At 49.8% G+C, this 26,254-nt stretch carries 24 protein-coding genes and 1 tRNA gene; 14 read left to right on the forward strand and 11 right to left on the reverse strand.

Annotation, left to right across the window (positions count from 1 at the left end):
- Nucleotides 1–15: 15 nt before the first annotated feature.
- Nucleotides 16–1,317 (reverse strand): MdtA/MuxA family multidrug efflux RND transporter periplasmic adaptor subunit, encoded by a 1,302-nt coding sequence (locus ACT53D_RS13595; protein ID WP_476156687.1) that lies wholly within the window; start codon nucleotides 1,315–1,317, stop codon nucleotides 16–18.
- A gap of 387 nt (nucleotides 1,318–1,704) precedes the next feature.
- Entirely contained in the window at nucleotides 1,705–2,271 is a 567-nt protein-coding gene (locus ACT53D_RS13600; protein ID WP_476156689.1) for an MOSC domain-containing protein, read from the reverse strand.
- A 294-nt stretch (nucleotides 2,272–2,565) separates the two neighbouring features.
- On the opposite strand from ACT53D_RS13600, the gene ACT53D_RS13605 reads away from it, so the two are divergent.
- The 8 genes from ACT53D_RS13605 (at nucleotide 2,566) to kdpE (ending at nucleotide 13,350) form a co-directional block, all read left to right on the forward strand.
- Entirely contained in the window at nucleotides 2,566–4,692 is a 2,127-nt protein-coding gene (locus ACT53D_RS13605) for a molybdopterin-containing oxidoreductase family protein (protein WP_476156691.1), read from the forward strand.
- Between the two features lie 331 nt (nucleotides 4,693–5,023).
- Nucleotides 5,024–5,107, forward strand: coding sequence for a K(+)-transporting ATPase subunit F (gene kdpF / locus ACT53D_RS13610; RefSeq protein ID WP_379073774.1), 84 nt, complete (start codon nucleotides 5,024–5,026; stop codon nucleotides 5,105–5,107).
- 1 nt (nucleotide 5,108) lies between these two features.
- A complete protein-coding gene (kdpA, locus tag ACT53D_RS13615; protein WP_379073640.1) occupies nucleotides 5,109–6,884 on the forward strand; it encodes a potassium-transporting ATPase subunit KdpA in 1,776 nt (591 codons plus the stop codon).
- Between the two features lie 68 nt (nucleotides 6,885–6,952).
- Entirely contained in the window at nucleotides 6,953–8,989 is a 2,037-nt protein-coding gene (gene kdpB / locus ACT53D_RS13620; protein WP_476156693.1) for a potassium-transporting ATPase subunit KdpB, read from the forward strand.
- A gap of 20 nt (nucleotides 8,990–9,009) precedes the next feature.
- The gene (kdpC, locus tag ACT53D_RS13625; protein ID WP_476156695.1) at nucleotides 9,010–9,585 is read left to right on the forward strand and encodes a potassium-transporting ATPase subunit KdpC; all 576 of its coding nucleotides are present in this window, start codon (nucleotides 9,010–9,012) and stop codon (nucleotides 9,583–9,585) included.
- Between the two features lie 6 nt (nucleotides 9,586–9,591).
- Nucleotides 9,592–9,876 (forward strand): hypothetical protein, encoded by a 285-nt coding sequence (locus ACT53D_RS13630; protein ID WP_476156697.1) that lies wholly within the window; start codon nucleotides 9,592–9,594, stop codon nucleotides 9,874–9,876.
- 31 nt (nucleotides 9,877–9,907) lie between these two features.
- Nucleotides 9,908–12,637: a DUF4118 domain-containing protein gene (locus ACT53D_RS13635; protein ID WP_476156699.1), complete on the forward strand. Its 2,730-nt coding sequence runs from the start codon at nucleotides 9,908–9,910 to the stop codon at nucleotides 12,635–12,637.
- Between the two features lie 2 nt (nucleotides 12,638–12,639).
- Nucleotides 12,640–13,350: a two-component system response regulator KdpE gene (gene kdpE, locus ACT53D_RS13640; RefSeq protein ID WP_476156701.1), complete on the forward strand. Its 711-nt coding sequence runs from the start codon at nucleotides 12,640–12,642 to the stop codon at nucleotides 13,348–13,350.
- On the opposite strand, the gene dapA is transcribed toward kdpE, so the two are convergent.
- From dapA to ACT53D_RS13660, 4 genes are all read right to left on the reverse strand, one after another.
- Nucleotides 13,347–14,312 (reverse strand): 4-hydroxy-tetrahydrodipicolinate synthase, encoded by a 966-nt coding sequence (gene dapA, locus ACT53D_RS13645; RefSeq protein ID WP_476156703.1) that lies wholly within the window; start codon nucleotides 14,310–14,312, stop codon nucleotides 13,347–13,349. The two genes, kdpE and dapA, sit on opposite strands and share 4 nt — an antisense overlap.
- A gap of 3 nt (nucleotides 14,313–14,315) precedes the next feature.
- Nucleotides 14,316–14,669: a hypothetical protein gene (locus ACT53D_RS13650; protein ID WP_379073654.1), complete on the reverse strand. Its 354-nt coding sequence runs from the start codon at nucleotides 14,667–14,669 to the stop codon at nucleotides 14,316–14,318.
- A 312-nt stretch (nucleotides 14,670–14,981) separates the two neighbouring features.
- A tRNA-Arg gene (locus ACT53D_RS13655) sits at nucleotides 14,982–15,058 on the reverse strand.
- Between the two features lie 90 nt (nucleotides 15,059–15,148).
- Nucleotides 15,149–16,183 carry a sulfite exporter TauE/SafE family protein gene (locus tag ACT53D_RS13660; protein WP_476156705.1) on the reverse strand — a complete coding sequence of 345 codons (1,035 nt, stop codon included), beginning with the start codon at nucleotides 16,181–16,183 and terminating at the stop codon, nucleotides 15,149–15,151.
- Nucleotides 16,184–16,415: 232 nt separating this feature from the next.
- Here ACT53D_RS13660 and ACT53D_RS13665 point away from each other — a divergent pair, with 232 nt between their 5' ends.
- The 5 genes from ACT53D_RS13665 to ACT53D_RS13685 all read left to right on the forward strand — a co-directional run bounded on the left by ACT53D_RS13665 (nucleotide 16,416) and on the right by ACT53D_RS13685 (nucleotide 21,648).
- Nucleotides 16,416–17,555, forward strand: coding sequence for a nucleotidyltransferase family protein (locus ACT53D_RS13665; protein ID WP_313987117.1), 1,140 nt, complete (start codon nucleotides 16,416–16,418; stop codon nucleotides 17,553–17,555).
- A 118-nt stretch (nucleotides 17,556–17,673) separates the two neighbouring features.
- A complete protein-coding gene (locus ACT53D_RS13670; protein WP_476156707.1) occupies nucleotides 17,674–19,158 on the forward strand; it encodes a choice-of-anchor I family protein in 1,485 nt (494 codons plus the stop codon).
- 150 nt (nucleotides 19,159–19,308) lie between these two features.
- Nucleotides 19,309–19,812: a c-type cytochrome gene (locus tag ACT53D_RS13675; RefSeq protein WP_194749441.1), complete on the forward strand. Its 504-nt coding sequence runs from the start codon at nucleotides 19,309–19,311 to the stop codon at nucleotides 19,810–19,812.
- Between the two features lie 224 nt (nucleotides 19,813–20,036).
- Nucleotides 20,037–20,876 (forward strand): symmetrical bis(5'-nucleosyl)-tetraphosphatase, encoded by an 840-nt coding sequence (locus ACT53D_RS13680; protein WP_476156709.1) that lies wholly within the window; start codon nucleotides 20,037–20,039, stop codon nucleotides 20,874–20,876.
- On the forward strand, nucleotides 20,845–21,648 hold the full coding sequence (locus ACT53D_RS13685) for a sulfite exporter TauE/SafE family protein (protein WP_476156711.1): 804 nt from the start codon (nucleotides 20,845–20,847) through the stop codon (nucleotides 21,646–21,648). Before ACT53D_RS13680 ends, ACT53D_RS13685 begins: the two co-directional genes overlap by 32 nt.
- A 21-nt stretch (nucleotides 21,649–21,669) precedes the next feature.
- Here ACT53D_RS13685 and ACT53D_RS13690 read toward each other — a convergent pair whose 3' ends face one another.
- The 5 genes from ACT53D_RS13690 to ACT53D_RS13710 all read right to left on the reverse strand — a co-directional run bounded on the left by ACT53D_RS13690 (nucleotide 21,670) and on the right by ACT53D_RS13710 (nucleotide 25,570).
- Nucleotides 21,670–22,392: a lysophospholipid acyltransferase family protein gene (locus tag ACT53D_RS13690; protein ID WP_275356734.1), complete on the reverse strand. Its 723-nt coding sequence runs from the start codon at nucleotides 22,390–22,392 to the stop codon at nucleotides 21,670–21,672.
- Between the two features lie 76 nt (nucleotides 22,393–22,468).
- Nucleotides 22,469–23,257, reverse strand: a complete 789-nt coding sequence (locus tag ACT53D_RS13695; RefSeq protein ID WP_194749443.1) for a GNAT family N-acetyltransferase — start codon at nucleotides 23,255–23,257, stop codon at nucleotides 22,469–22,471.
- 204 nt (nucleotides 23,258–23,461) lie between these two features.
- Nucleotides 23,462–23,920: an outer membrane lipoprotein gene (locus tag ACT53D_RS13700; protein ID WP_194749444.1), complete on the reverse strand. Its 459-nt coding sequence runs from the start codon at nucleotides 23,918–23,920 to the stop codon at nucleotides 23,462–23,464.
- Between the two features lie 29 nt (nucleotides 23,921–23,949).
- Complete coding sequence (locus tag ACT53D_RS13705; RefSeq protein ID WP_476156714.1) at nucleotides 23,950–24,918, reverse strand: carbohydrate kinase family protein; 969 nt, start codon at nucleotides 24,916–24,918, stop codon at nucleotides 23,950–23,952.
- A gap of 85 nt (nucleotides 24,919–25,003) precedes the next feature.
- Entirely contained in the window at nucleotides 25,004–25,570 is a 567-nt protein-coding gene (locus ACT53D_RS13710; RefSeq protein ID WP_194749446.1) for a TetR/AcrR family transcriptional regulator, read from the reverse strand.
- Between the two features lie 169 nt (nucleotides 25,571–25,739).
- Here ACT53D_RS13710 and ACT53D_RS13715 point away from each other — a divergent pair, with 169 nt between their 5' ends.
- Complete coding sequence (locus ACT53D_RS13715; RefSeq protein WP_313987137.1) at nucleotides 25,740–26,228, forward strand: SRPBCC family protein; 489 nt, start codon at nucleotides 25,740–25,742, stop codon at nucleotides 26,226–26,228.
- Nucleotides 26,229–26,254 lie beyond the last annotated feature (26 nt).

Below are 26,254 nucleotides of genomic sequence, written 5' to 3' on the forward strand. Positions count from 1 at the left end.
CGTCAGGCGTGCCGCTTATGCCCCGGCTGCCGCGCGACGTCTATGCTTGGATGCTTGTCCGTCAGCGCTAGCACTGGCCGGCGTTGGGTCCGCCTGCTCAGCCGGATCCAGCGCGTGATTCGGGTCCTTGACCCGCACTTTGGCGTCTTGCTTGAGTTTATCAATGCCGCTGCTCACCACCCGGTCACCCGGCTGCAAGCCCTTGGTAATGGCCGCGATTTCTGCGTCGGTATGCCCCACGGTCACCGCTTGCAACACCACTTTTTCGCCGTTGGTATCGGGCACAATTTTATACACAAAAGCGCCGTCCGGCCCTTGCTGCAAGGCATTGATCGGGATCACGCTGGCATGCGGAATCGTCTCGCTAAACAGTTTCACATTCACAAACTGGTTAGGAAACAGGTGGTCGTCCTCGTTGGCAAAGGCCGCCTTGAGCTTAAGTGTGCCCGAAGTCGTATCAATCTGGTTATCAATACTCTCAAGCACCCCGCTGGCCAACCGCCGCGTATTGCCTTTGTCCCACGCTTCTACCTTGAGTTTGTGCAAGCCAGCGCTTGACTGGCTTTGTGCCACCAGGCGCGTGATGCGGTCTTCCGGCAGCGTAAACACCACATGGATAGGATGAATCGCATTAATCACCGCAATCGGGCTGGTGGTGTCAATATTGTTGCCGCTATCGACCTGGCGCAAGCCAATACGGCCGCTGATCGGCGCGGTGATGTTGGTAAAACTGAGCTGTAACCTGGCGTTTTCCACCGAGGCTTTGTCGGCCTGCACCGTGCCCTGATATTGCTGCACCAGCGAGGCTTGTGAGTCTACTTGCTGCGAGGCAATCGAGTCTTGCGCTTGCAGGGTTTTATAGCGCTCCAAATCAATCTGGCTGTTTTTGAGCAAGGCCTGGTTACGCACCGCCTGCCCCTGAATCTGCCCCAGCGCCGTTTCAAACGGACGCGGATCAATCTTCGCCAATAACTGCCCTTGCTTGACCAGCTGACCTTCCTGAAAAGCCACTTGAATCAATTGCCCGGCCACGCGGCTGGTCACCGTCACCACCGCAGACGGAATCGCCGTCCCCAGCGCCGTATGTGTCACCGGAATATCGGCAACCGTTACCGTGGCCGCTGTCACTGGCGTGGGCTTTTCTCCCCCTGGGCCATGATGGCCACCGTGTCCGCGACCATGCCCTTGCCCAGCTTGCGCCTCGGCCTGGGGCACCTCAGCCCCTTGCTCGGTACGCGAATGTTTCCAGAACCAGAGTGCCAATCCCAGGGCAATCAGTCCTATTGCAGTGTTCAATAGCGCTTTTTTATTAGACATAGCCGACTCAATATGCTTGCTCAACGTTGAAAATACAAACATCTCTTCATGCGGTCAATCATTCACCCCCGCGACTTGCATTTTATCGCGCCCATCCCCCGATTCTGGTTTTCCAGAAAAAGAAAATTCCAAATCGCAAACGGGAGTTGTTTGTAATTGGGGTGGGGCTCACTGTGATATCTGTTTACAGGGCGTAACCTTGCATCACCGCATTGAGTGCTGCATTTGCTAGGCAGCTAATCTAACAATTGGTGCGATTATTGTGCAAAAGATTTTGTCACGAAATGTATCAACCCCTGATTCAACGCGGGGGATTGAAGCGGGCTAAGTCAGGGGGGGAGACGGCGAAGACAAGTCAGGAAAAAGTAATTTTGCGGGCTGCTTCTGCTAGAAGCTCAAAGACGATTGCAACGGCGCATCTGTTGCAGACTCAGCGACCATCACCCGCACCGGGTCTCCTCGCTGCAGTATCCCACTTTTTAAAACCCGTGCCGTGACCCCGCCATGACCACGCATGGCGTTGTAACCGCCTGTCCCCAGCACCTGCTCCATACGTGAGCATGGCTCACAAGGGCCAGTCACCTCCAGCACCACTTCACCTATCAATAGATGCAAGGGCTGATCTTTAAACAGTGATTTAGCCGCCAGCAGATTGAGCCCGGAGACAATCAGGTTGCGCCTGAGCACCGCCGGATCGACCTGCGCCCGCCCCGTGAGTGCCTCAATCACCGGTAAATGCTCGGCTTGCAGCAAGGTTACTTGCCGTTTGCTGCCATTCGCTTGTGATGACGCGCGCAAGCTGGCTCTATCCCCTTGCAATCCACGGTTTGCTATCGCTAAGGCTTGATTGGGTGACAAACAAGGCTGGCCGCGATCTGGACGAAGGTAAATGGTTTCCAGTCGACCGTGTTGGCTAAAGTGCTGGGTTAAGTCACGCAGGGTGGCGGTTTGCATTGATTGAGTCTTAAAAATAAGCGGCGATTCATAAATTGGGGCGCTGGGAAAACACAATTGATTTTGTTTGTGTATCGCCTAGAACGATTATATCGAGTTTGAATAGCGATTCATGCAACCCATGTTCAAACTTTTTATCTGCAGGCGATGATCCGCTTTAAGAACAAAAAGTATCAATATCCAGCAGCATTGTATTTCCATGCTAAGGGGTATAGTATTTAGAATAGACAGACCTGTCTTGCATTGATTCTTTTTAAAACATGACGGCATATAACAGTGCGCTTGGAGTGTCATATGAATGATGTTGCAGATGTAGTCCAAACCTTTCATGGTGGTTGTCCGCATGATTGTCCTGATACTTGCGCGATGCAGTTTCATGTCAAAAACGGCGAGCTGATTTCAGTTTCAGGTAACCCTGATCATCCGATGACGCGAGGCGGGTTATGCGTCAAATTAAAAGATTACGAAAAGCGGCATTATCACCCCAACCGTCTGCTGTATCCCATGAAGCGGGTAGGGCCCAAAGGGACCAATCAGTTTGAGCGCATCAGCTGGGATGAAGCCCTGGATACGATTGTTGATCGCTGGCAGGCATTGATTAAAGAAGATGGTCCACGCGCCATATTGCCTGTGAGTTATTTAGGTAATCAGGGATTGGTGCATGGCCTCAACGGCGGTGATGCCTTTTTCAACCGGCTGGGCGCCACCGTTTGCGAAAGAACCTTTTGTGGTGAAGGGTCTTGCACGGCCTGGTTGCTGACCGTCGGGCCGACCGCAGGCGTGGACCCCGAAAGTTTTATCCATGCCAATTTCATCGTCATCTGGGCCTGTAACTCTGTCTCCACCAATCTGCATCACTGGCACATTATTAAAGACGCCCAAAAAAGAGGGGCCAAAGTCGTGGTGGTAGATTCTTTCGCCTCCAAAACCGCAAAAGAAGCCGATTGGCATATTGCCCCTAAACCTGGCACCGATGGCGCGCTGGCGATGGCGATGATGCACGTGATCATTGCAGAAGACTTGGTTGACCATGACTATGTTGAGAAATATACCGTGGGTTATGCCGAGCTGGCGGAAAGAGCTAAACCCTGCACGCCGGAATGGGCAGCTGACATCACAGGCATCCCCGCTGACCAGATTCGGTTATTTGCCCGCGAATATGCGACCACGCCGCCAGCCGCCATCCGCATTGGCGTCGCGCTGGAACGCAGTTATGGCGGCAGTCAGGCCATTCGCGCCGTGACCTCTTTACCCGCCCTCATTGGTGCCTGGCGTCATGTCGGCGGCGGTGCACTGCAATTCCCTGTCTGGGAGCATCCTTACAAGTTTGACGTGATTTGCAGGCCGGACCTCATTCCTGAAGGCACGCCCGTCGTTAATATCCTGCAATTGGGCAGGGCGCTGCTTGGCGAAACGCCGTTAGAAGTGCCCATTAAGTCTGTCATGGTGTGGAATACCAACCCGGTCACCCAATCGCCCGAAACTGACAAGGTCATCGAAGGGCTTAAGCGGGAAGACCTGTTTACCATCGTTGCCGATCATTTCATTTCAGATACGGCGTCGTATGCAGATATTGTCTTGCCCGCCGCCATGGGTGCAGAGCAGGAAGACATGATCTTATCCTGGGGACATTTATACCTCACCTACAACACCAAATGCATAGAGCCACCCGGCGAAGCCTTACCCAATAATGAAATATTCCGCCGCTTGGCCCAGCGTTTGGGCTTCGAAGAAGACAATTTCAAATGGAGTGACAGCGAATGTCTTGAAAACTATGTAGATTGGAATTCACCCGCCTGCAAAGGCATAGACCTCAACTACATGCGTGAGCACGGGTTTGCAAGACTCAATGTCGGCACCAAAGACGACCGCGCCCCGCATCGTGAGGGCAATTTCCCCACCCCGACCGGTAAATGCATGTTCATGGTCGAAGACGCCAAGAATTTTGTCGCAGGCCCCTTCAGGCAGATGTATGACGGTTTTCAACCAGGCGAAGAGTTAGACCCATTGCCAGCCTATGTGCCCAGTCGGGAAGCGCCTGATACCAACGCAGCGCTGGCAGCCAGGTTTCCTTTAAACATCATCTCCCCAAAAAGCCATGGCTTTATCAATTCCTCATACGCAAATATGGAATCCAAACTCCGTGTGCAAGGTGAGCAATACCTGATGATCAACCCGGTAGATGCACTCGCACGCGATGTGCAGGATGGCATGATGGTCAAAACCTATAACGAAAGAGGCGCTTTTGAAGCGGTCGCCCGTGTCACTACTGATGTGAATCCCGGCATCGTGGTCGCTACTCTGGGCTATTGGCGCCAACTCAACAAGGGGACGGTGAACTGTATCAGCTCAGCCGAGTATGGTGACATGGGCCACTCAAATACGTTTAGCGATAATCTCGTTGAAGTCGAGCTTGTTTGAACAGTTAATTTATAAAAGCAGAGGCACGGGTTCGAGTGATCTATCGAGTTTTTTCACTCGGGATCTCCACTAACTGTGAAAGGCTGTTCAATCAATCGGCTGAACAGAGTCTACAAATTAGTGGCGATTCAGTCTGATGGCTACTACCTTACTTGCCATTTCCTTCTAAGAGAGTTTCTAAAACTCCGATTCTCCCGCACTTGCTGGTGTATTTATACATTTTTTATACGCCAGCATTTTTTCATTACAACTTCTTTATTTTCGAAGGCGTAACCTGACTCAGGTGTCAAAAGTTGTTTTTGACGTTTTAGAAATTAAGGAGGTACTGAGCATGATTTACATCATTAGCGGAGTCACAGCAGCGTTCCTGTTTGTATATCTCATTTACGCCCTTATCAATCCGGAGCGCTTTTAACATGTTCACGAATGGATTTATACAAGTTGGTTTGTATATGCTCGTGTTGCTGTTGCTGACCAAGCCAGCAGGACAGCTGATATACAAGGTCATGGAAACACGATCTTTGCAGGATCACAAATGGCTAGGCGCACCAGAACGCCTGATTTACCGCTTATCCGGCATAGACCACAAAATCGAAATGAACTGGAAAGCTTATGCATTGGCTTTGTTAGCGTTTAATGCAATCGGTGTCCTGTTTGTTTTCTTGTTGCAAATATTGCAGGCATGGCTGCCACTCAACCCGGAAAAACTTGCCAACGTGACTTGGGATTCTGCCTTCAACACGGCAGTGAGTTTTGTCACCAACACTAACTGGCAAGGTTACAGCGGTGAAACTACCATGAGCTATTTCACGCAGATGATAGGCTTGTCTGTTCAGAACTTTGTTTCTGCAGCAACAGGTATTGCAGTTGTGATTGCATTGATTCGCGGCTTTGCCAGAAGCAACACTGACCGCATCGGTAACTTTTGGGTAGATTTGACTCGCTCCACCTTGTATTTGTTAATGCCTGCTTCATTAGTGCTGGCGACAATCTTCATGCAACAAGGGGTGATCCAGAACTTCAACCCTTATGTCGATGCACGAACCGTTGAAACAACCCAATATGAAGTGGCCGTTGCAGGTAGCGAGATGACCGAGCAGGCAACAACTCAGACACAACATATTGCCATGGGTCCTGTTGCCTCGCAGGAAGCAATCAAAATGCTGGGCACCAACGGCGGTGGTTTCTTTAACGCCAACTCTGCACACCCGTTTGAAAACCCTACCCCGCTGACTAACTTTATTCAGATGCTGGTCATCTTTCTGATCCCGGCTGGATTGTGCTATGCCTTTGGCATGATGGTGGGTGATCGCAGGCAAGGCTGGGCTGTATTCGGTGCAATGGCCATCATGTTCGTGGTCATGGCTGGCGTGACGATTCGTTCTGAATTGATCGGCAACCCTCTGTTGACCAGTGTCGGTGCGGATACTACCTCTACCTTGCAACAGCCTGGTGGCAATATGGAAGGAAAAGAAACACGTTTCGGTATCGTGACATCAGCCTTATTTGCCACGATCACCACCGCTGCATCCTGTGGCGCAGTGAACGCCATGCATGATTCCTTTACACCTATTGGCGGCATGATGCCGATGTGGTTGATGCAATTGGGCGAAGTAGTGTTTGGTGGTGTCGGTTCCGGTTTGTACACCATGCTGATTTATGCCGTGATCGCCGTGTTTGTAGCCGGGCTGATGATAGGTCGCACACCTGAATACCAAGGTAAGAAAATCGAAGTGTTCGAAATGAAAATGTCAGCACTGATTATTCTGGTAACGCCATTGTTGGTACTGATCGGAGTGGCAATTTCGGTGGTGGTTGAACCAGGTCTTGCTGGTATTGCTAACCCAGGGGCGCATGGCTTGAGTGAAATTCTTTATGCCTACTCATCTGCAGCCAATAACAATGGCAGCGCCTTTGCCGGGTTATCTGCCAACACCCCGTTTTATAACTTCATGCTTGCATTTGCCATGTGGTTTGGCCGGTTTGGCATCATTGTGCCAGTGCTTGCGATTGCCGGTTCATTGGCTACCAAGAAACGCATTAAACCGGGCTTAGGTACTTTGCCTACGCATGGACCGCTGTTTATCGGCCTGTTGATCGGTGCAGTGATTCTGGTAGGGGCATTGACCTATATCCCAGCGCTAGCACTAGGTCCAGGCATTGAGCATTTGATGTTGTTTTCACAACACTAATGCGACCCTAAGAAAGTAAGAGAGTGAGTAAATTGATGGCTACAAATACTGTTAGCAACTTACCGAAGATGGATCAACTGAAAACGGCATTCGTTCAGTCCATCCTGCGTTTGGCACCACAGGTGCAATGGCGCAATCCGGTGATGTTTGTGGTGTACCTGGGCAGCATCCTGACCACAGCTTTGTTCTTTGCCGGATTGTTCTCCGAAGTGAATACGCAGTCAGGCTTTGCTGGTTTGATCAGTCTATGGCTGTGGTTCACTGTGATTTTTGCCAACTTTTCCGAGGCAATTGCTGAAGGTAAGAGCAAAGCTCAGGCAGCCAGTTTGCGTAGTTCCAAGAAGAACGTGCCTGCCAAAAAACTGGCCAGCGCTAGCAAGTCGGCCAAGGTCAGTCTAGTGGATAGTCTGTCACTGCGCAAAGACGATATTGTGTTGGTTGAAGCAGGTGATACGATTCCAGCCGATGGTGAAGTGCTTGAAGGGATTGCTTCAGTGAATGAAGCCGCGATTACCGGTGAATCTGCACCAGTGATCCGTGAGTCCGGTGGTGACTTTAGTGCTGTCACTGGTGGTACACAGGTACTGTCTGACTGGATTGTAGTACGCGTTACCGTCAATCCGGGCGAAGCATTTTTAGACCGTATGATTGCCATGGTAGAAGGTGCTACGCGTCAGAAAACACCCAATGAAATTGCATTGACCATTTTACTGGTGTCGTTGACGATTGTTTTCTTGCTGGCCACAGTAACCTTGTTGCCTATGTCGATCTTCAGCGTCAATGCAATAGGTGCAGGTGAACCTGTTTCTATCGTCGTGCTAGTAGCTTTGTTGGTCTGTCTGATCCCGACCACGATTGCCGGACTGCTGTCTGCGATTGGCGTTGCCGGTATGAGCCGCATGTTGCAAGCCAATGTGATTGCTGTGTCTGGTAAGGCGGTGGAAGCTGCAGGTGACGTGGATGTGTTGCTGCTGGATAAAACCGGAACCATCACGCTAGGTAACCGTCAGGCTTCAGCCTTTTTCCCTATTAGTGGAATTACCGAAGAAGCTTTGGCGGATGTCGCTCAGTTGTCTTCGCTAGCTGACGAAACACCTGAAGGCCGCAGTATTGTCGTATTGGCTAAAAACAAATTCGCTATCCGCGAACGAGATATGCAATCCTTAGGTGCAGTGTTAGTGCCTTTCTCAGCACATACCAAAATGAGTGGAATCAATCTGGGTGAACGCCAAATCCGCAAAGGTGCAGCAAGTGCGATCAAACAGCATGTCGTTAGCCTGGGTGGTGCATATCCTGATGAATTGATTCGGATTGTGGACGATATTGCCAAGCGTGGTAGCACGCCACTGGTCGTCGCAGATGATGCAAAGGTGTTAGGTGCAGTCGAGCTGAAAGATATCGTCAAAGGTGGTATCAAAGAGCGCTTTGCCGAATTGCGCAATATGGGCATCAAAACCGTGATGATCACCGGCGACAACCGTTTAACGGCTGCATCTATTGCTGCAGAGGCAGGGGTAGATGATTTTCTGGCTGAAGCAACCCCCGAAGCGAAATTACAGTTGATTCGTGACCATCAGGCTGAAGGCAAACTGGTTGCCATGACCGGCGATGGTACCAACGATGCACCAGCATTGGCGCAGGCCGATGTCGCTGTAGCAATGAATACAGGTACACAGGCAGCAAAAGAAGCCGGTAATATGGTTGACTTGGACTCAAACCCGACCAAACTGATTGAGATCGTTGAGATCGGTAAGCAAATGCTGATGACGCGTGGCTCGCTGACCACTTTCAGTATCGCTAATGATATTGCAAAGTATTTTGCAATTATTCCAGCTGCTTTTGCCAGCACTTATCCAGCATTAGCTGCACTCAACGTGATGCATCTTGGCTCCCCCAACTCTGCCATCTTATCTGCAGTGATTTTCAATGCCCTGATTATTGTTGTTTTGATTCCTCTGGCCCTTAATGGCGTGGCCTATCGTGCCATAGGCGCGGCAGCATTATTACGAAGAAACATGCTGATTTATGGGCTAGGCGGCATTATCGTCCCGTTTATCGGCATTAAAGCCATCGATGTCTTGCTAGTTGCAATTGGCATTGTCTAGTGAGTTGAAAGGTGAATTTCATGAAAAATATAGTACATGTCTCTCTAGTAATGTTTCTCAGCCTGACCTTGGTCACTGGTGTGGCTTATCCACTATTGGTCACAGGCATAGGTCAAACATTTTTTCCTGAACAGGTTGAAGGCTCGTTGATTAAAAAAAATGGCAAAGTGATTGGTTCAGCCCTGATCGGCCAGAACTTCAGCGACGAAAAGTATTTCTGGGGCAGACCTTCTGCTACTAGCCCATACCCAAATAATGCGGCAGCTTCATCCGGCTCTAATTTAGGCCCGTTAAACCCTGCCTTGACAAAAGCAGTGAGCGAGCGTGTAAAAATTCAACAGGCCGCTACACATAGCAATCATCCAGTCCCTGTAGACCTGATTACAACCTCAGGCAGCGGCCTGGACCCGGAAATCAGCCCAGCAGCTGCTTTATATCAGGTAGAAAGAGTCGCGAAAGCCAGGCAGATGGATAACGAAACTGTGAAAACATTAGTCATGAAACATGTGGTGGGTCGTCAATGGGGAATCTTTGGTGAACAGCGTGTCAATGTGCTCCAGCTTAACCTGGCACTGGATGAAATCAACCGCTCCTAGAGGTAGATGATGTTTCAGCTATTTCCAAAACAAGCTCAGAGAACTGTTGAGCGCAAGCCAACCACCTCGATAGAGCTCTATGCTCAAAAAGAATGTGTCGATTTGGTTAAAAAAGTGTTTTTTGCGACATGTGGTGAGCATATTCATATTTTTACTTTAGACAATGGTGTATTGAATGGTAAAACACAGATGATTTTTGATGTGCCTACTGTGTTGGTAGACAAAGTGACCGTCAGGATTATTTTGTCTTTGCCGGGAAATGGCGTGCATGGCTTGCATCCTTTACACTGATAGCATCACCTTCCCATACAAGCTGTGATAAATGAATAAAACTGTGGTGCGCCCTAATCCAGATCAATTGCTTAAGCAGCTTGATCTTGAAAACCGGAAAAGCCTTAGAGGCAAATTAAAAGTCTTCTTTGGTAGTTCGGCTGGTGTCGGTAAAACATGCGCCATGCTGAATGCCGCGCATGCCTTGCAACGGGAACATGTACATGTACTCGTTGGTGTCATCGAAACACATGGCCGCTCAGAGACTGCTTTAAGAGTGGAAGGTCTGCGATGTTTGCCACTGAAGGAAATTCCCTATCGGAATAAAACTCTTAACGAGTTTGATATTGATGAAGCGTTGCGTATTCACCCAACCGTGATTCTGGTAGATGAATTAGCTCACTCGAATGTAGAAGGCTCAAGACACAAGAAACGCTGGCAAGATGTTGAAGAGTTATTGTCTTCTGGCATTGATGTGTATACCACTGTCAATGTGCAGCATATCGAAAGCCTGAATGATATCGTAGCTCAAATCACCGGTGTAAAGGTACAAGAGACCATTCCGGATAGCGTGTTTGATTTAGCCGATGAAGTGGTACTCATCGATTTGCCTCCAGAAGAATTATTACAGCGTTTGGACGACGGCCGGATTTATATCCCGGAGCAAGCGCAAAAAGCACTTAAAAACTTCTTCCGTAAAGGCAATCTGATTGCTTTACGTGAGCTGGCATTAAGGCGTACAGCAGACCGCGTTGATGCACAGATGCAGGAGTATCGCCAGGATCAATCGATACAGGATATCTGGCAGGCTAATGAGCGTATTTTAGTTGGTATTGGTCCCAACAAAGAATCTGAGAGCCTGATCCGCACTGCAGCTCGACTGGCACAAAGCCTGAAGGCTGACTGGCTGGTGGCTTATATCGAAACGCCTGCATTGCAAAATATCAGCATAGCAGCGCGCAAGGAAATTACCGAATTGCTCAGATTGGCACAATCACTAGGCGCCACAACTGCCAATCTTAGCGGCGACTCAGTGACCGACAAGTTATTGGAATATGCACTTAGCCATAATGTCTCACGCATTGTTATAGGGAAGCCAACCCGATCAATTTTGTCACGCTTTTTCCAACCTAGTGTCAGTGATGCACTGGCAAAAGCAGCTACAGATATTGATGTGCATATCGTGATGAAGGGCAGGGAAAGATCATCCAAACATAAAAGATCAAAACTGAGTGCATTAAGCATGAGTGCGCACTTTAACAACCAGAAGCGGCAAGGTTATGTCTGGGCGGTCGTCATCAGCGCCATTACTTCACTAGTAGCCAGCGTCTTGCTGCTTTATTTTGAATTGGCAAATATCATCATGCTGTATCTGCTTGGCGTGATGCTGATTTCTATTCGTTATGGAAGAGGCCCAGGTATTGCTGCTTCATTCTTGAGCGTGTCTATTTTTGATTTCTTCTTTGTGCCGCCTCGTTTTTCTTTTACTGTTTCGGATACCCAATACTTGCTCACGTTTGCCATTATGCTTTCAGTGGCTTTAGTAATCAGCAATCTGACCTCCAGTTTGCGCAAGCAGGCAATGATTGCCAACTACAGAGAAAAGCGCAGTTTGGCATTGTATGAAGTGGGTAAAGAATTAGCCTCAGCCATGACTACCAGCCATATTGTTGAAGTCAGCATTCATCACGTTGCCAGAATGTTTAATTCCAAAGTAGCCATTCTGACGCCAGATTCAAATGAACAATTGCAAATTGCACAGGTTACGGAGTCTAACGATATCTCTTTGCTGGAAACAAAATTACCTGAGGTAGATCTGGGCATTGCGCAATGGACATATGACAGGCAACAGCAAGCCGGATTAGGTACAGACACTCTACCCTCAAGCAAAATTTTATATATCCCGCTCAAAGCCCCCATGCGTACCCGCGGTGTGCTGGCGATTTCACCAGACAGTAATCAAGAAATCTATCTGCCAGAACATCGACAGTTGCTAGATACTTTTGCTTCGCAAATTGGGCTGGCGCTGGAGCGTAAACACTATGTAGAAATTGCTCGTGATGCTGTTATTTCGATGGAAACTGAACGTTTAAGAAACTCTCTGCTGAGCGCAATTTCGCATGATTTAAGAACTCCCTTAACCAGCATCATTGCCACAACAGGGCAACTAAAAGAGTCTATTGATGTAACAACCAATGAGTATAAGCTGATCGCTGGTTTGCATGACCAAGGGATCCGGATGCAAAATCTGGTTTTGAATCTCTTGGATATGGCCAGATTGCAATCCGGTACTGTGAAATTAAACAGTGATTGGCATGTGCTAGAAGAAATAGTCGGTTCTGCTATTAATGGCTTGCAAACGACACTGCAAGGTCATCGGGTGACAGTAAAACCAATGGAGCATATTCCATTGCTGTTTGTTGATGCCATTCTGATTGAACGTGTATTAAGTAACTTATTAGATAACGCCTGTAAATACAGCGAGCTTGGCACAGAGGTCATCATTGCGGCACAGCAAAATAAACAACATATCCATGTGTCATTTACTGATGAAGGTCAAGGATTGCCAGATGGGATGGAGGCCAGCATCTTTCAGAAGTTTACCCGTGGCCGTAGCGAATCATCCATTCCTGGTATAGGGTTAGGTCTGTCAATTTGCAAGGCAATTATTGATGCCCATGGTGGCAAAATCTGGGCGGAAAAAAATCCGAAAAAAGGAACGACCTTTATTTTCACCTTACCTGTGAAAACACCGCCACTGGTTAGTGAAATGGAGATTTAAAGATGTCTGATACAAAGGGTAATATCGTCGTTGTTGAAGACGAAGATCAAATTCGTCGCCTCATTACCATTATTTTGGAAGCAGAGAGCTTTGCGGTTTATTCTGCAGAAAATGGCAAGCGTGGCTTGGTGGAGATTGGCACGCGAAAGCCTGAGGTGGCTATTATTGACTTGGGATTGCCCGATATGAATGGTGTTGAACTGATTCAAGAAGTACGGACCTGGAGTTCTATCCCAATTATTGTGCTGTCTGCCCGCTCTAACGAACACGATAAAGTCAACGCGCTAGATGCTGGCGCAGATGATTACATTACTAAGCCATTTGGTTCTGAAGAGTTATTGGCCAGAATACGTGCCCATTTGAGAAGGCACAATACAGTTCAGCAGAATAATAGCCAGTCCAATATCAAGTTTGGCCGTATCACGGTGGATTTTATCAAGCGCCAGGTCTATCGGGATGGACAGCCCGTATCGCTGACGCCGATTGAGTACCGTTTATTAACCGTGTTATTGCGTTCAGCAGGCTGTGTGTTGACCCAGCGTTACTTATTGAAAGAAGTTTGGGGGCCATCTAATGTTGAACATACGCACTATTTGCGTATTTATATGGGCCATTTGCGTAACAAACTGGAAGAAGATCCAGCCCAGCCCAAGCATTTTATAACCGAAATTGCGGTTGGCTACAGGCTGGTACTGGATGCTGACACAGCTTAAGCGGCTTGAATAAGGCCTGTCTCTGACAGGCTAAATGCTTGAATCAGTTCTTTTTTGAGCGCAGGTGTCACATCAGTCATTGGTAGTCTTAGCTCCGGATATATCAATCCTTGATGCCCCAGTAACGTTTTCACAGGTGCCGGGTTAGGCTCTTTAAACAATAAATGAATCAGTGTTTCCAAGTGGGCAAATTGTTGGCTGGCCTCACGACATTTCTGCTGTTTAGCAAGCTCGTACAGACGAAGGAAGCTTTCTGTATGGATATGTGCAGAAGCCGAGATAGCACCTGCAGCACCATGCAGCAATCCATCCAGAATAAGGCTATCGTCTCCACACATCACGCGCAGATTGGTTTCTTTAATAGTGCGGTACAAAGTTTCCGAGTTGCCGCTGGATTCCTTGATACCAATAAAGGTGGGATTGTTTGCGAGACGCTGCACTGTCTCCAGGTGAATCGGAACGCCAGCACGTGCGGGAATGTTATACAACACAATGCTGGAAGAAATGGCGTCAGCTAATGCGCTGAAGTGAGCGAACAAGCCTTCTTGGGATGGTCTGATAAAGGATGGTGGAGCGATCAGAAAGCCAAAAGGGTTTAATGAGTCTAGTAATTGCGCCTGATGTACTAATGCACGCGTATCTGTGCCAAGCAGACCGATTAGAATTGGAATTTTTTGGTGCGTGACTTGCTGTACCGTTCGGATGATCTGTAATTGTTCATCTAGTCGCAAACTACCCATTTCGCCTGTGGTGCTACAGACCACCAGACCATGCACGCCATAATTTACCATGCGTTGCGTAAGCGTTTTTAATGCATCCAGATCAAGCTCGCCATGTTTGAATGGCGTTACCAAGGGTACCCAGATCCCTTCCAGTGGTGTTTTATCGTTTATGACCACTGAGTGTACGTCTTTAACCTTCTCATATCCATGCGATACCAAACAAGCAGAGTCTCCATCCATGATTCAAACCTCCTTCGTGAAATGGCCAAACTCGGCAGATTCAAAGAATTGCATGACCACTGACATGATTTTCTGCTCACAGCCGGACACTGCTTTGATAGATATTTTGACACGTTTGGAACGGTCAACTGTTTTCACGCTGTAAGAAGGCACTAGGTTTTTGAACTGTGTGGCTAAGATGAATCGGAATTGAGACATTAAATGCACATCAATGGTGACTGTCATTCGAATATAGTCCAGATGATTGGCTATGTGTCTAGGTGTTCGTAGGATGCGTCTGGAATGAATATATGGGATATTTAAAAGCGCTTTGGTAAGCGAATGCTGCAATGGTGCATCAGGAATTAAATAAAACATACCTCACTCTTTCATGTTGTTACGAGGTATTCAGTCTATTAAAACAGGTATTAAAAACCTGTAAATTGAAAAAAGCCAAAAATAAAAATTGTATAAATGTCTGTAGTGGCTATAAACCCAGGCAACCCTATTCTCACAAGCATAAAGTGTCTCCAGCAGAGCCGCCTAGAGATAGCCTTGATAATCCGCCTTCATACAGAGACAGGCTTGATCAGTAAGAGTTGGGAGGGTAGCTATAAGCTATAAGAAGAGCACCAAGTCGAAACAAAAAAGCCAAGTTAGAAATCACTATCTTGGCTTTTATTTTTTTGATGGTGCGCCCGGCGGGAGTCGAACCCACGACCCTTGGCTTCGGAAACCAATACTCTATCCAGCTGAGCTACGGGCGCAATCCTGCCATTATAGCAAATTAAGTGCGGCTGGCTTCGCTTGTCGCCGCTCAATTTTTAGGTGTGTTTGATTCAAAGCGTTGCTCACTGTTATTTAAACTGGATCTTTTTGATTAAGTTGCTTTCGCCTTTGTAGTAATAAGCTTCGTATGCGATTTCTTTGAGGGAATAGACTTTTTCGATGACAATTTTGTCAGCGCCTATATTCTGCGCGTTTACATAAGCTTGTCTTGGTGCATCCAGTGCTGCGAATGGAATAATTCGTTCAAATTCAAAGCCTTCGCCGTATTTGAACTCAATGGTATAGATTAAATCATCCCAGTTTAAGGTGGCGTCGTAGCCCTTGGATACGCGGACGATGTGTACGTTAGGGTCGTGAGCCTCTTGAATGCGTAGGATGGCGCTGTTTAGTAACAAGACGCCGGACAGGACCATGGCACCGTAGCCAACTTTGCTGAAGAGGCTGATGGAGATTTTAGGCAGCACGTATTTCATCAGATAGGTGGCTGCGACGGCAGCAATGGCGACCAGTATGCCGATGGTGAGTGCTTTTAGCGTAAATAATCCGAAATAGGCATATAGGCCCAGTTTGACGATGTGCAGAAAAATCTCATTGGCTGCGCGGGTGGCGATGATTTCTTCTTTGCTGAGCCCGTATCTGAGGTAAACACCATTGAACAAGACGCCGACTGCGCCGGTGAGGGCGGAGATAAAGCCTGCGAGAAAGCCGATAAATTTAAGAAAGTGGTTGGATAGCGCGGGTTTGTCTGCACTGGGGGCGGCGGCTTTTTTGAAGAGGTAGGGCAGGTTGCAGACCAGAAAAATGGCCATGCACAGCTCGATGTACATCGGGGCCAGGTAGCTGAGTAGCCAGGCGCCGACGATCACCCCCAGTAAGGCGAGGGGCAGAAAGTGCCTGACGATGCGCCAGTTAATGTGCTGGAAGAACAAATAAAGCTTGGTCAGTGAACTCACTGAGGTGCCTACCGATAGCGCCGCTGGCACCTGAGACGCCGGCAGCACGTGGCCTAGAATGGGGATCAGTAGCAGGCCTGCTCCGCCGCCGCAAACCATACTGATTGCAAACGCGATGAAGGCAATGAGGAAAACATTTAAATAAATCATGTGGGGGCAGGGCAGGCGTTATGTTTGTGGTTGCATTTGAAACGCTTAAATCATAGCCCAAATGCCTGGGCTTTTAGTTAAGCATCTATAAAAAAGCGGCAGTCGTTTGGCGGGCAGGGGGTTAGCGCTCACCTTGCCTTGACTCGGGGAGCGTACTAAAGGTTGCAATAATCGTGTCATAGAGCGTGACTATGCTTGGCTGATAAATCTAAACATATGAGGATATAGCACGATGAAAGCCATGATTTTAGCTGCGGGGAAGGGCACTCGCGTTCGGCCACTGACTTATGATTTGCCTAAGCCGATGATTCCGGTGCTGGGCAAGCCGGTGATGGCTTATCTGGTGGAGCACCTGGCATTGCATGGGGTGGCGGATATTATGGTCAATGTCAGTTATCTGCACAAAAAGATTCAGGATTACTTTGAGGATGGTCATCGTTTTGGCGTGAATATCGGCTACTCGTTTGAGGGGGATATTGTGGATGGCCAGGTGGTGCCGCATGCAGTGGGCTCAGCCGGTGGCATGCGCAAGATTCAGGACTTTAGCGGCTTTTTTGATGAAACCACGATTGTGTTGTGCGGGGATGCGATTATTGACCTGGACATTACGCGTGCGGTGAAAGAGCACAAGGAAAAAGGCGCACTGGCGAGCCTGGTGACCATGCAGGTGCCCATGGACAAGGTGTCTGGCTATGGTGTGGTGGTGACCAACAATGAAGGGCGCATTATCTCGTTTCAGGAGAAGCCCAGCCAATTGGAGGCGCGCTCTAACTGGGCGAGCACCGGCATTTATATTTTTGAGCCGGAGGTGCTGGACTTGATCCCTTCGGGTAGCGAGTTTGATATTGGCTCGGACTTGTTTCCTTTGTTGGTGCAAAAAGGGTTGCCGTTTTACGCGATCCAGCATCCGTTTAACTGGATTGATATTGGCGTGGTGACCGATTACTGGCTGGTGATGCAGCAAATGATGCAAGGCTTCTTCCCTTCGATGCCGATTCCTGGCACGCAGGTGAAACCGGGTGTGTGGGTGGGCCTCAATGTGCATATTGACTGGGAGCACACGCAGATTGAGGGGCCGGTATATATTGGTTCTGGTAGCCGGATTGATAAAAATACCCGCATTGTTGGCCCAACCTGGATTAACTCGGGTTGCCATATCCAGCGCGACAGTACCGTTATTCGTTCCATTTTGTTTGATTACACCCGTATTGCGCAGGGCTATGAAATTGTTGAGCGCATCGTCTGCGGTGAGTATTGCGTAGACCGTAATGGCCGCATGGTGCATATGGATGATGATAGCTGCGACATTATCTGGACTGATGCACGGGAAAAAGTGGTGTATCCGCAAAACTACGCTTATGCGAGGTTGTAATTTCAGCGCGGTTTGATTTTAAACGACTAGTCCGTTTTCATTTGATTGACATTTAACTGTCAAGGATTTGTCATGCATGATGCCTATGCTTTTCTCACTTTTTGAGGAGAGTATACACATGAAAAAAATGACTTTAATGATCGGCTTGCTAGTGGGCAGCATGGGCGTGGCTGAGGCTGCAACCAGTTATCAGATTAGCAAAGAATGGACCTTTAGCCATAGTGGGAGTGGTTATTTGTCTGAAATTCCGGCATTTGATGCCATGACCAATACTTTATGGGTCGCCGGCGTCAAAGGCGTAGATGTTTTGAATGCGGCTACTGGCAGCCTGGTGCAGCATATTGACACCAGTAGCTTCGGTAACATCAATAGCGTCAGCATCAGCAATGGCATGGCGGCATTTGCCATCGAAAACAGTGCACGTACTCAACCGGGGATCGTGCAGTTATATAACACCACAACCAGAAGCCTTGCGTCTGGGACTAACACATTTACGGTCGGTGCATTGCCAGATATGCTGACTTTTACGCCGGATGGCAGCAAGATTTTGGTTGCCAATGAAGGGACGCCAGATGTGTATGGCACACGTAAAGGCAGCACGGTGCCACGCGTATTCAATCCGGCAGCCAATGATCCAGTCGGTAGCGTGACTATTATTGATGTAGCCAAGCGTAGCGTGGCGGCCACTGCCACGTTGTCTGGAGTGCCTACTTCTGGTAGCCATATTCGCAATAATACTGGCATGGATTATGAGCCTGAGTATATTGCCGTCAGTGCAGATGGCAGCAAGGCTTACGTGACCCTTCAAGAGGCGAATGCCATCGGCATTTTGGATATGAACACCAATTCATTTACCCAGGTGGTTGGCTTGGGTGCCAAAGACTTCAGCCTGCCGGGTAACAGCATAGACCCACTTAACAATGGTAGCGTTAATTTTATTAGCGCCAACGTAAAAGGGTTGTACATGCCTGACGGGATCGCGACTTACAACGTTGCTGGCAAGGACTACTTGGTGACTGCGAACGAAGGTGATTTCCGTGAGGATGACGGTGATCGTTCTAATGCCAGTTCATTAGGCGCGACTGGGGATTTGGCCAATATCCGCGTATCAAACACCGATTCATCTGCAGGCGATCTGTACGCCGCGGGCGCGCGTTCTTTCAGCATCCGTAATGCCGATGGCAGTCTGGTTTACGACAGTGGCGATATCCTTGATAAGGAAGCTTTTGCACGTGGGATTTATGATGACGCCCGTAGCCGCGACAAAGGGGTTGAGCCAGAAGGTGTGGACTTGTTTACCCTGGGTGGCCGTACCATCGCTGCTATCGGTTTGGAGCGAACCCTGAAAGGGGCCGTAGCACTGTTTGATATCACTGATCCTACCAAAGTCAGCTTTATTGATATGATTGTCTCAGACGGCGACAAAGCGCCAGAAGGCTTGGTTGCGTTTGAAAAAGCCGGACAGATTTTCCTGGCGTTTTCGAATGAAAGCTCCAACACCACTTCCTTGTTCAAGGTCAGTGCTGTCCCTGAACCCGGCTCCGCAGCGATGCTGGGGATGGGCTTGCTCTCATTGGCGATGTTGCGTCGTCGACAAAAGTAGTACGGTTTTATCTGTGCAAATGTCAGCCGGGTCTGGGAATCAGCCCGGCTGTTTGTTTTGCATGGCAGTAAATACCGGTGCGCGTTTCCTGTCTGGCGGTTCTGCGCTATAATCACGTGGAAAATTTTTCTAACGCAACGGGATGCAGATATGTCGGGTTACAATCAGAGTTCAAGCATTAAAGAGTTAATTATTGCCATTCCAGGCGCCATTATTGCTTTCACATTGCTGGTTTCGCTGCTGGCATATCTTTTTGGCGTGTTTGGTGCCGAAAAAGCGGCCCCAAGCAAAGAAGCGGCTGAAGCAGCAGAGCAAAAAGTGCTCGCCAATATTGCCCCGGTTGCGACAGTGGCCGTGGCTGAAGCAGGTGGCGCGCACGTTGAAAAGAGCGGTGAAGAGATTGTTAAAGGCGTGTGTATCGCTTGCCACGGTGTGGGTGCCTTGGGTGCGCCAAAAATCGGTAATGCCGGTGACTGGGGTCCACGTATTGCACAAGGCTATGAAACCTTGGTAAAACATGCCATCGAAGGGATTCGTAGCATGCCAGCGCGCGGCGGTAACGCAGAGTTGACTGACCACGAAGTCGCGGATGCGGTGGCCTATATGGCGAATCAGGCAGGGGCAAAATTTGATCCTGCCAGCTTGAAAAAATAAACAGCAATATTGCGATAAGCCGCTTGAATCTCAAGCGGCTTTTTTATTGGTCAGGGCGCTTCTACACCTTCAAATCGCTCAGCCAGACAAGGCGCGCATGAAAAAATTTGATGCTGCATATAGTTGATATGGCAGGAGAAATTTCTTGATGAGCAACGCCTTATCGCGACGGAAGTTGAGTGTGTAGCAGTGCCCGTAAATCGATTTCAGATAGGTGCATAGCCATGGCGAGATACGCAATTGGCGACCTGCAAGGTTGCTATCATTCTTTTATGCAGTTGCTGGCAAAGCTAAACTTTGCGCCTGGGCGCGACCAGTTGTGGCTGGTTGGCGATTTGATCAACCGCGGCACGGGATCACTACCGGTATTGCGCTGGTTATATGCGCATCGCGAGCATATCAAGGTGGTGCTGGGTAACCATGATTTGCATGCCATTGCCGTCGCACACGCCGTGCGGCCACCGCATCGCTTTGACACTTTAGCGCCTTTATTGGCAGCCGAGGATGGCGAAGCGTTATTGCACTGGTTGCGGCATCAACCATTGATGGTGCTGGAAGATGACTATGCCATGATACATGCCGGCTTGTATCCGCAGTGGTCGTTGCTGCAAGCCAAGGCGCTGGCTGCCGAGGTTGAGGCGGTGTTGCAATCGCCCGACTATCTGGGCTTTTTGCAACAGATGTATGGTAATCAGCCTGCCGCCTGGCACGCGGACTTGACCGGCATGGACCGCTTGCGGGCGATTACCAATGCGCTCACCCGCATGCGTGTGGTGGATGCGGCCGGCGCGATGGAGTTCGCGTTCAAAGGCGAACTGTCTGAGCTACCGGCCGGGTATCTGCCCTGGTTTCAGGCGGCCGGTCGCCAGTCCGCCCAGGCCAAGCAGCCCATCCTGTGTGGGCACTGGTCGGCGTTGGGCCTGTATCAAGCGCATGGCGTGATCGCGCTGGACACCGGTTGTTTATGGGGGCGAGAACTGACGGCATACGCCCTGGACACTGGCAAGGCGACGCAGGTGGCGTTGGATCCGCGTGATCAGCCGCCCGGCCTGGGTGGCGATTAGTCCGGGGCTGGGGGTGGAACTCTGGTGGGTGATCCTGGCCGCTTTTGGGGCGGGCGTGGTGGATGCCATGGTGGGCGGCGGTGGGCTGGTGACCGTCCCCGCTTTGCTAACCAGCTTTCCGAATACCGCGCCCGTGCTGTTGCTTGGCACCAATAAATGTTCCAGTGTGTTTGGCACCAGTGTTGCCGCCTGGCGCTATAGTCGGCATGTGCGTCTGGATTGGGCCTGGTTAGTCCCTGCAACGCTGGCTGCATTTTTAGGTGCTTGCCTGGGGGCGTGGACCTTGACCTGGGTCGCGCCAGATTTTTTGCGCAAGCTATTGCCAGCGGTGTTGTTGCTGGTGTTGGTGTATACGCTCAAGTTTCCGCAGTTTGGGGTCGAACAGGGGGCCCGGGGCCACAGCGTGCGGCAGCGATGGATGATTGCGTTGGCCATTGGGGTCAGCATCGGCTGGTATGACGGTTTCTTTGGACCAGGCACCGGCAGCTTTTTTATTTTTATGCTGGTGCGTTTTCTCGGCCAGGATTTTTTGCATGCTTCTGCCTCTGCTAAAGTGTTAAATGCCAGTACGAATCTGGCAACGTTAGCGGTGCTGGGCTGGAGCGGTGCAGTCTGGTGGCAACTGGGTTTGGCCATGGCGGCCGCCAATATCGCGGGCAGTCTATTAGGTAGTGCACTGGCGCTAAAGCATGGAACCACGCTGGTGCGCCGGGTGTTTGTGGCAGTTGTAACGCTTTTGCTGCTTAAAACGGCCTGGCAGGCATATGTCTAACGATGGGCTGAGCCATCACAGTCAGGCTTGCTTTTGCACCGCTGGTTCGCTGACGGTTTCAGGCACGGTCGCCCAGGGTAAGCGCGCCATGATTTCATTTCTTGCCTGGCTGGCTAACGTTTGCCGGTCCAGCAGGCGCGCCTCTATCGGCGCACAAAAATGCAAATGCACTTTGGGTGATTGCATGTTCAGAAAAGACAGCATGGATTCGATCATGCTGGTTTCACCGGCATACGCTGCCGCCAGGTTAGGGCTACCGTCAGGCATGGGATAGTGGATCGCAATCGGGATCACCGTTGCCTCTGCATCAATCGCGGCCTGAATCAGGCTACTTTTAAACGGTAATACTTGCTGTCCATCGGTGGTGGTGCCTTCGGGAAACACGCACAGATTGTCCCCCAGTTTCATCGCCTGCGTGACTACTTTCAGCACGCGTGCCGCATCACGTTGGCGTGTCCGGTTAATAAAAATGGTGCCAGACTTTTTGACCAGATAGCCAAACACTGGCCAATCCTTAATTTCAACTTTTGCGACAAAACGCACTGGAATCAGGCTGTTCAAGGCATGGATATCTGACCAGGAAATATGGTTGGCAACAAACAGCACATGCTTGGACTGCGGCGCCGGGCGTACGCCGCTCACCGATAACTGTAGGTTAAAACAGCGCAATAGTTTGGCACACCACCAGCGAATCAACTGCTCGCGGCCACGACGGCCACACACAGGCAACACGAGCGTTGCCAATGTGAGTCCGGTGAGTGTGTGGAGAAAAATGCGGGCGGTGCGCCAGCAGAAGGTAAGAAAATTTGTTTTTGGCAAGTTATTTCAAGAAATGCGCAGCATATCTGGGATTGATTCTGGATAAAGGTAACAATACCAGCATATCGGCCGTATTAAAAGCCGGATCCCAGGCAGGTTCGCCACAAATATAAGCCCCCAGGCGCAAATAGCCTTTCACCAATGGTGGGCAGGTCACTTCGAGTGACTGATCCAGGGCCTCGATCGGCAATGGATGGTGCGGAAACACACGATATTCCGCGGGAGACAGATAGTCTTCGCGCAGGCTGTTGAACAGCGAGGCAGCGGTGTGGCCACCATCGTGCATGGAAATACTGGCGCAACCAATCATGTATTCATACTGGCGGGCCATCATGTATTTGGCCAGGCCTGCCCACAACATGGTGATGGTGCCACCGGTGCGGTAATCGGCATGCACACAGGCACGGCCCACTTCTACCATCCGGTCAGACAAGGGGGCCAGACGGCTCAAATCAAACTCTCCGGCAGAGTAGTAACCGCCTGCCAGCATGGCCTGCATCGGGTTCAGGATGCGGTAAGTGCCCACCACTTGCTGCGTGGCATCATCGCGGACCAGCAAGTGATCGCAAAAGGCATCGAAGCCGTCTACATCAAGGCCATTCTGGCTCTTGATCTGCGCGCCCATTTCTTCAGCAAACACCTGATAGCGCAAGCGTTGCGCTTCCATGATTTCTTCTGCGGTTGTTGCCAGAGCAACACTCAGCGTTGAGTTGACTTTACGGTTGTTCTCGGTCGTTGGCTGAATTTCGGCTTGATACAGGCCATGTTCCTGCAAATTGCGTTCTAACATCACGCGACTCCTTGGTTGAGGTTTAGGGTGATATTAGAAGTGTCACATGAATGATTGGTGACGTTGACATGACAATTCTGTGACGTTGACTATGGTGGCGGACATGCCCCATGCACTAATAAAAAGAGCAGCCTAGGCTGCTCTTTTTAATGACCACACCCCAGAAGGTGATGGTTGCCATGCGGCGTTTAACGCCAGCTTTTGTTAGTGGGAAACACGTGAGGTGCCGCCGTTTTCAACGATGCGTACACGGTCGCCCGCATTAAACTGTTCGTCCGCTTCCTGCACGATGGCCACCAGGCCGCCGCCATCCAGTTTGACGGTGATTTCCAGTGCGTTTTTGCGGGTGACGGCTTCTTCGGCGGCTGAACCAGCCAGGCCGCCGGCGACGGCACCAATGACAGCTGCAATCGCGCTGCCGCGACCACCGCCCACTGAGCTGCCAGCAATCCCACCAATTGCCCCCCCTGCGATCGTGCCGACGGGGGACTTGGTACCTTCAAGTTTGACGGCACGCACGCTTTCCACTACCCCGGTTTTCACCGTTTGTGCTCTGCGTGCTTCATCACGCGAATACACACTACCAGAGTTAGAGCTCGCGCACGCGGCCAGAATGCCGGTGACCAATACGACAGCAAGCCATTGCAATACACGTGTTTTCATTTTTTTCTCCAATATTGAACAAGCTTCTTTTAATGGGTAGCCTGGCCCAGACTAGGATCCTCTTTCAGGGCATCCTGTACCAGGGCGTGACTGTAAATATTTTCAATCTCGGCCCGGCTCGGCTGATGATTCTGCCCGCCACGGCTCGCAATCTTGATCGCGCCCATGGTAGATGCCAGCCGGCCACAGGCTTTCCAGTCCCAGCCACGCACAATGCCATACAGCAGGCCAGCACGGTAAGCATCGCCACACCCTGTTGGGTCTACGACCTTATCTGCTTTAACGCACGGAATGTCATGGCGTTGACCGTCAGCATAAATATGCGAGCCCTCGCTACCCAAGGTCACAATCAAGGCTTTGACCTTGGCCGCCAGTTGTTCCAGACTGAGCCCTGTTTTGTCTTGGATGACTTGTGACTCGTAATCGTTCACTGCCAGATAGTCAGCCATTTCAATAAAGTGCATGAGCTCTTCGCCATTAAACATCGGCAAGCCCTGGCCCGGATCAAACATGAACGGAATCCCGGCCTCATGGCACTCTTTTGCATGCTGGAACATGGCATCGCGACCATCTGGGGCGATGATGGCCAAGGCGATGTCTTTGGCGTCGTTCACGCTGTTGGTATGTGCGTATTGCATGGCCCCGGGGTGAAACGCGGTAATCTGGTTATCATCCATGTCGGTGGTGATAAATGCTTGTGCAGTGTAGGTGCCGGCAATCGCTTTGATGTGTTGCGTATCAATGTGATGCTGGTTCAGCCATGTCTCATAGGGCGCAAAGTCATCACCGGTTGTCGCCATGATCTGCGGCTGGCCTTCGAGCAATTGCAGGTTGTAGGCAATATTGCCTGCAGTGCCGCCAAACTCGCGGCGCATTTCTGGGACCAGAAATGCTACGCTCAGTTTATGGATTTTGTCTGCCAGAATATGATTTTTAAACTGGTCAGGGAACACCATGATGGTGTCGTAGGCGAGTGAGCCGCAAATAAGAATTTTCATGAAGTGAATACGGGGTTGGATAAAAGTAGGGCTATTATTGCTGTGCGCCAGCAGTGTGGCAAGTGTTACGAGCGGCTAAGAGTGGTCACGACTGCTTGATGGCCAGATCAATCAGCGTTTTGGCGGCCTTTTTGGCAGACTTGATGGCGCCTGAGCCGCGTTTGATTTGCTCGGCCTGTACGGCACCTTCAAATAGAATGGAGAGTTGCAGCGCCAGGCCTTCGGCATCTTTGATATTGGCTTCTTGTGCCAGCTTGGTAATAAATTGCCTGAATTCACGGGACTGTTGCGAAGACAGCTGATGAATCCGGTTTTCTTCATTGGGGAACTCGGCGGAAGCCTTGATAAAAGCGATCCCGGTGAACGAGGGGGAAGTCACCCACTCTTCAATAAATTCAAACAGTTTCTGGATTTTTTCATTTGGGCTGCCACCAAGACCGCCCAGTTTTTCATTCATCCAGTCCTGAAAGTCCTGGTGGCTCTGTTGCAGTACAGCCAGGATCAGTTCTTCCTTGTTTTCAAAATACTTGTAAAGCGTCATTTTGGTGGTGCCTGCGACAGCCACAATCGTATCTACCCCCGTGGAATTAATACCACGCGTCTGGAACAGATCCGTCGATACCTGCAAAATTTTTTGCTTAAGCGCATTCATGCCTAAAATTATAACACCCTATACAAGTTTGTATACCCCCAGAACTTTCAGCCAGGGAATAAATCCTATTGTTTGACTTTGCTTGTCGTGTTAAATATACTATACCGTATAGTATACATTTATGGTCAATTTATTTACAATGTACTTCATTTACAACAAGGAGAAAATCATGCGTCAATTATTATTAGCTAGTCTGTTCGCCCTCTCAAGCACGGCATTTGCGGCCGAGCCACTGTATGTCGTTAAATCTGTGGAGCTGAATCAGCCGGTAGACGTGGTCTGGAAAAAAGTCTCTGACTTTGGCGATTTGGGTGCCTGGCATCCAGCCGTTGCCAAAACCGAGATCGTTGCGGGTAAAAATAACAGCGTGGGCGCCAAACGCGTGCTGACGCTCAAGGATGGCGGCAAAGTGAATGAAACACTGACCGCTTACAATCCAAAACAAAAAAGCTATGGCTACAAGATCACTGATGGCGTGTTGCCTGTGAATGACTACGCATCCACCGTGAGTGTGCATAGCAATGGGGATGGCAAGTCTGTGGTGGTGTGGGAAAGTCATTTCTTGCCAAAAGCGCCTGCAGATGAAAAAGCAGCCTCTGACGCGATTAAAGGCGTTTACGATGGTGGTTTGAATCAGCTTAAAACCCTTTTCCAATAAATCAGCGTTTGCTGTAAAAAAAGCCG

Source organism: Methylophilus sp. DMC16 (assembly GCF_056314045.1).

Excerpts from the sequence above, each read along its gene's own strand:
- ACT53D_RS13595 (WP_476156687.1), bottom strand. The coding sequence starts at position 1,317 with ATGTCTAATAAAAAAGCGCTATTGAACACTGCAATAGGACTGATTGCC.
- ACT53D_RS13600 (WP_476156689.1), bottom strand. The coding sequence starts at position 2,271 with ATGCAAACCGCCACCCTGCGTGACTTAACCCAGCACTTTAGCCAACAC.
- ACT53D_RS13605 (WP_476156691.1), top strand. The coding sequence starts at position 2,566 with ATGAATGATGTTGCAGATGTAGTCCAAACCTTTCATGGTGGTTGTCCG.
- kdpF (WP_379073774.1), top strand. The coding sequence starts at position 5,024 with ATGATTTACATCATTAGCGGAGTCACAGCAGCGTTCCTGTTTGTATAT.
- kdpA (WP_379073640.1), top strand. The coding sequence starts at position 5,109 with ATGTTCACGAATGGATTTATACAAGTTGGTTTGTATATGCTCGTGTTG.
- kdpB (WP_476156693.1), top strand. The coding sequence starts at position 6,953 with ATGGATCAACTGAAAACGGCATTCGTTCAGTCCATCCTGCGTTTGGCA.
- kdpC (WP_476156695.1), top strand. The coding sequence starts at position 9,010 with ATGAAAAATATAGTACATGTCTCTCTAGTAATGTTTCTCAGCCTGACC.
- ACT53D_RS13630 (WP_476156697.1), top strand. The coding sequence starts at position 9,592 with ATGATGTTTCAGCTATTTCCAAAACAAGCTCAGAGAACTGTTGAGCGC.
- ACT53D_RS13635 (WP_476156699.1), top strand. The coding sequence starts at position 9,908 with ATGAATAAAACTGTGGTGCGCCCTAATCCAGATCAATTGCTTAAGCAG.
- kdpE (WP_476156701.1), top strand. The coding sequence starts at position 12,640 with ATGTCTGATACAAAGGGTAATATCGTCGTTGTTGAAGACGAAGATCAA.
- dapA (WP_476156703.1), bottom strand. The coding sequence starts at position 14,312 with ATGGATGGAGACTCTGCTTGTTTGGTATCGCATGGATATGAGAAGGTT.
- ACT53D_RS13650 (WP_379073654.1), bottom strand. The coding sequence starts at position 14,669 with ATGTTTTATTTAATTCCTGATGCACCATTGCAGCATTCGCTTACCAAA.
- ACT53D_RS13660 (WP_476156705.1), bottom strand. The coding sequence starts at position 16,183 with ATGATTTATTTAAATGTTTTCCTCATTGCCTTCATCGCGTTTGCAATC.
- ACT53D_RS13665 (WP_313987117.1), top strand. The coding sequence starts at position 16,416 with ATGAAAGCCATGATTTTAGCTGCGGGGAAGGGCACTCGCGTTCGGCCA.
- ACT53D_RS13670 (WP_476156707.1), top strand. The coding sequence starts at position 17,674 with ATGAAAAAAATGACTTTAATGATCGGCTTGCTAGTGGGCAGCATGGGC.
- ACT53D_RS13675 (WP_194749441.1), top strand. The coding sequence starts at position 19,309 with ATGTCGGGTTACAATCAGAGTTCAAGCATTAAAGAGTTAATTATTGCC.
- ACT53D_RS13680 (WP_476156709.1), top strand. The coding sequence starts at position 20,037 with ATGGCGAGATACGCAATTGGCGACCTGCAAGGTTGCTATCATTCTTTT.
- ACT53D_RS13695 (WP_194749443.1), bottom strand. The coding sequence starts at position 23,257 with ATGTTAGAACGCAATTTGCAGGAACATGGCCTGTATCAAGCCGAAATT.
- ACT53D_RS13700 (WP_194749444.1), bottom strand. The coding sequence starts at position 23,920 with ATGAAAACACGTGTATTGCAATGGCTTGCTGTCGTATTGGTCACCGGC.
- ACT53D_RS13705 (WP_476156714.1), bottom strand. The coding sequence starts at position 24,918 with ATGAAAATTCTTATTTGCGGCTCACTCGCCTACGACACCATCATGGTG.
- ACT53D_RS13710 (WP_194749446.1), bottom strand. The coding sequence starts at position 25,570 with ATGAATGCGCTTAAGCAAAAAATTTTGCAGGTATCGACGGATCTGTTC.
- ACT53D_RS13715 (WP_313987137.1), top strand. The coding sequence starts at position 25,740 with ATGCGTCAATTATTATTAGCTAGTCTGTTCGCCCTCTCAAGCACGGCA.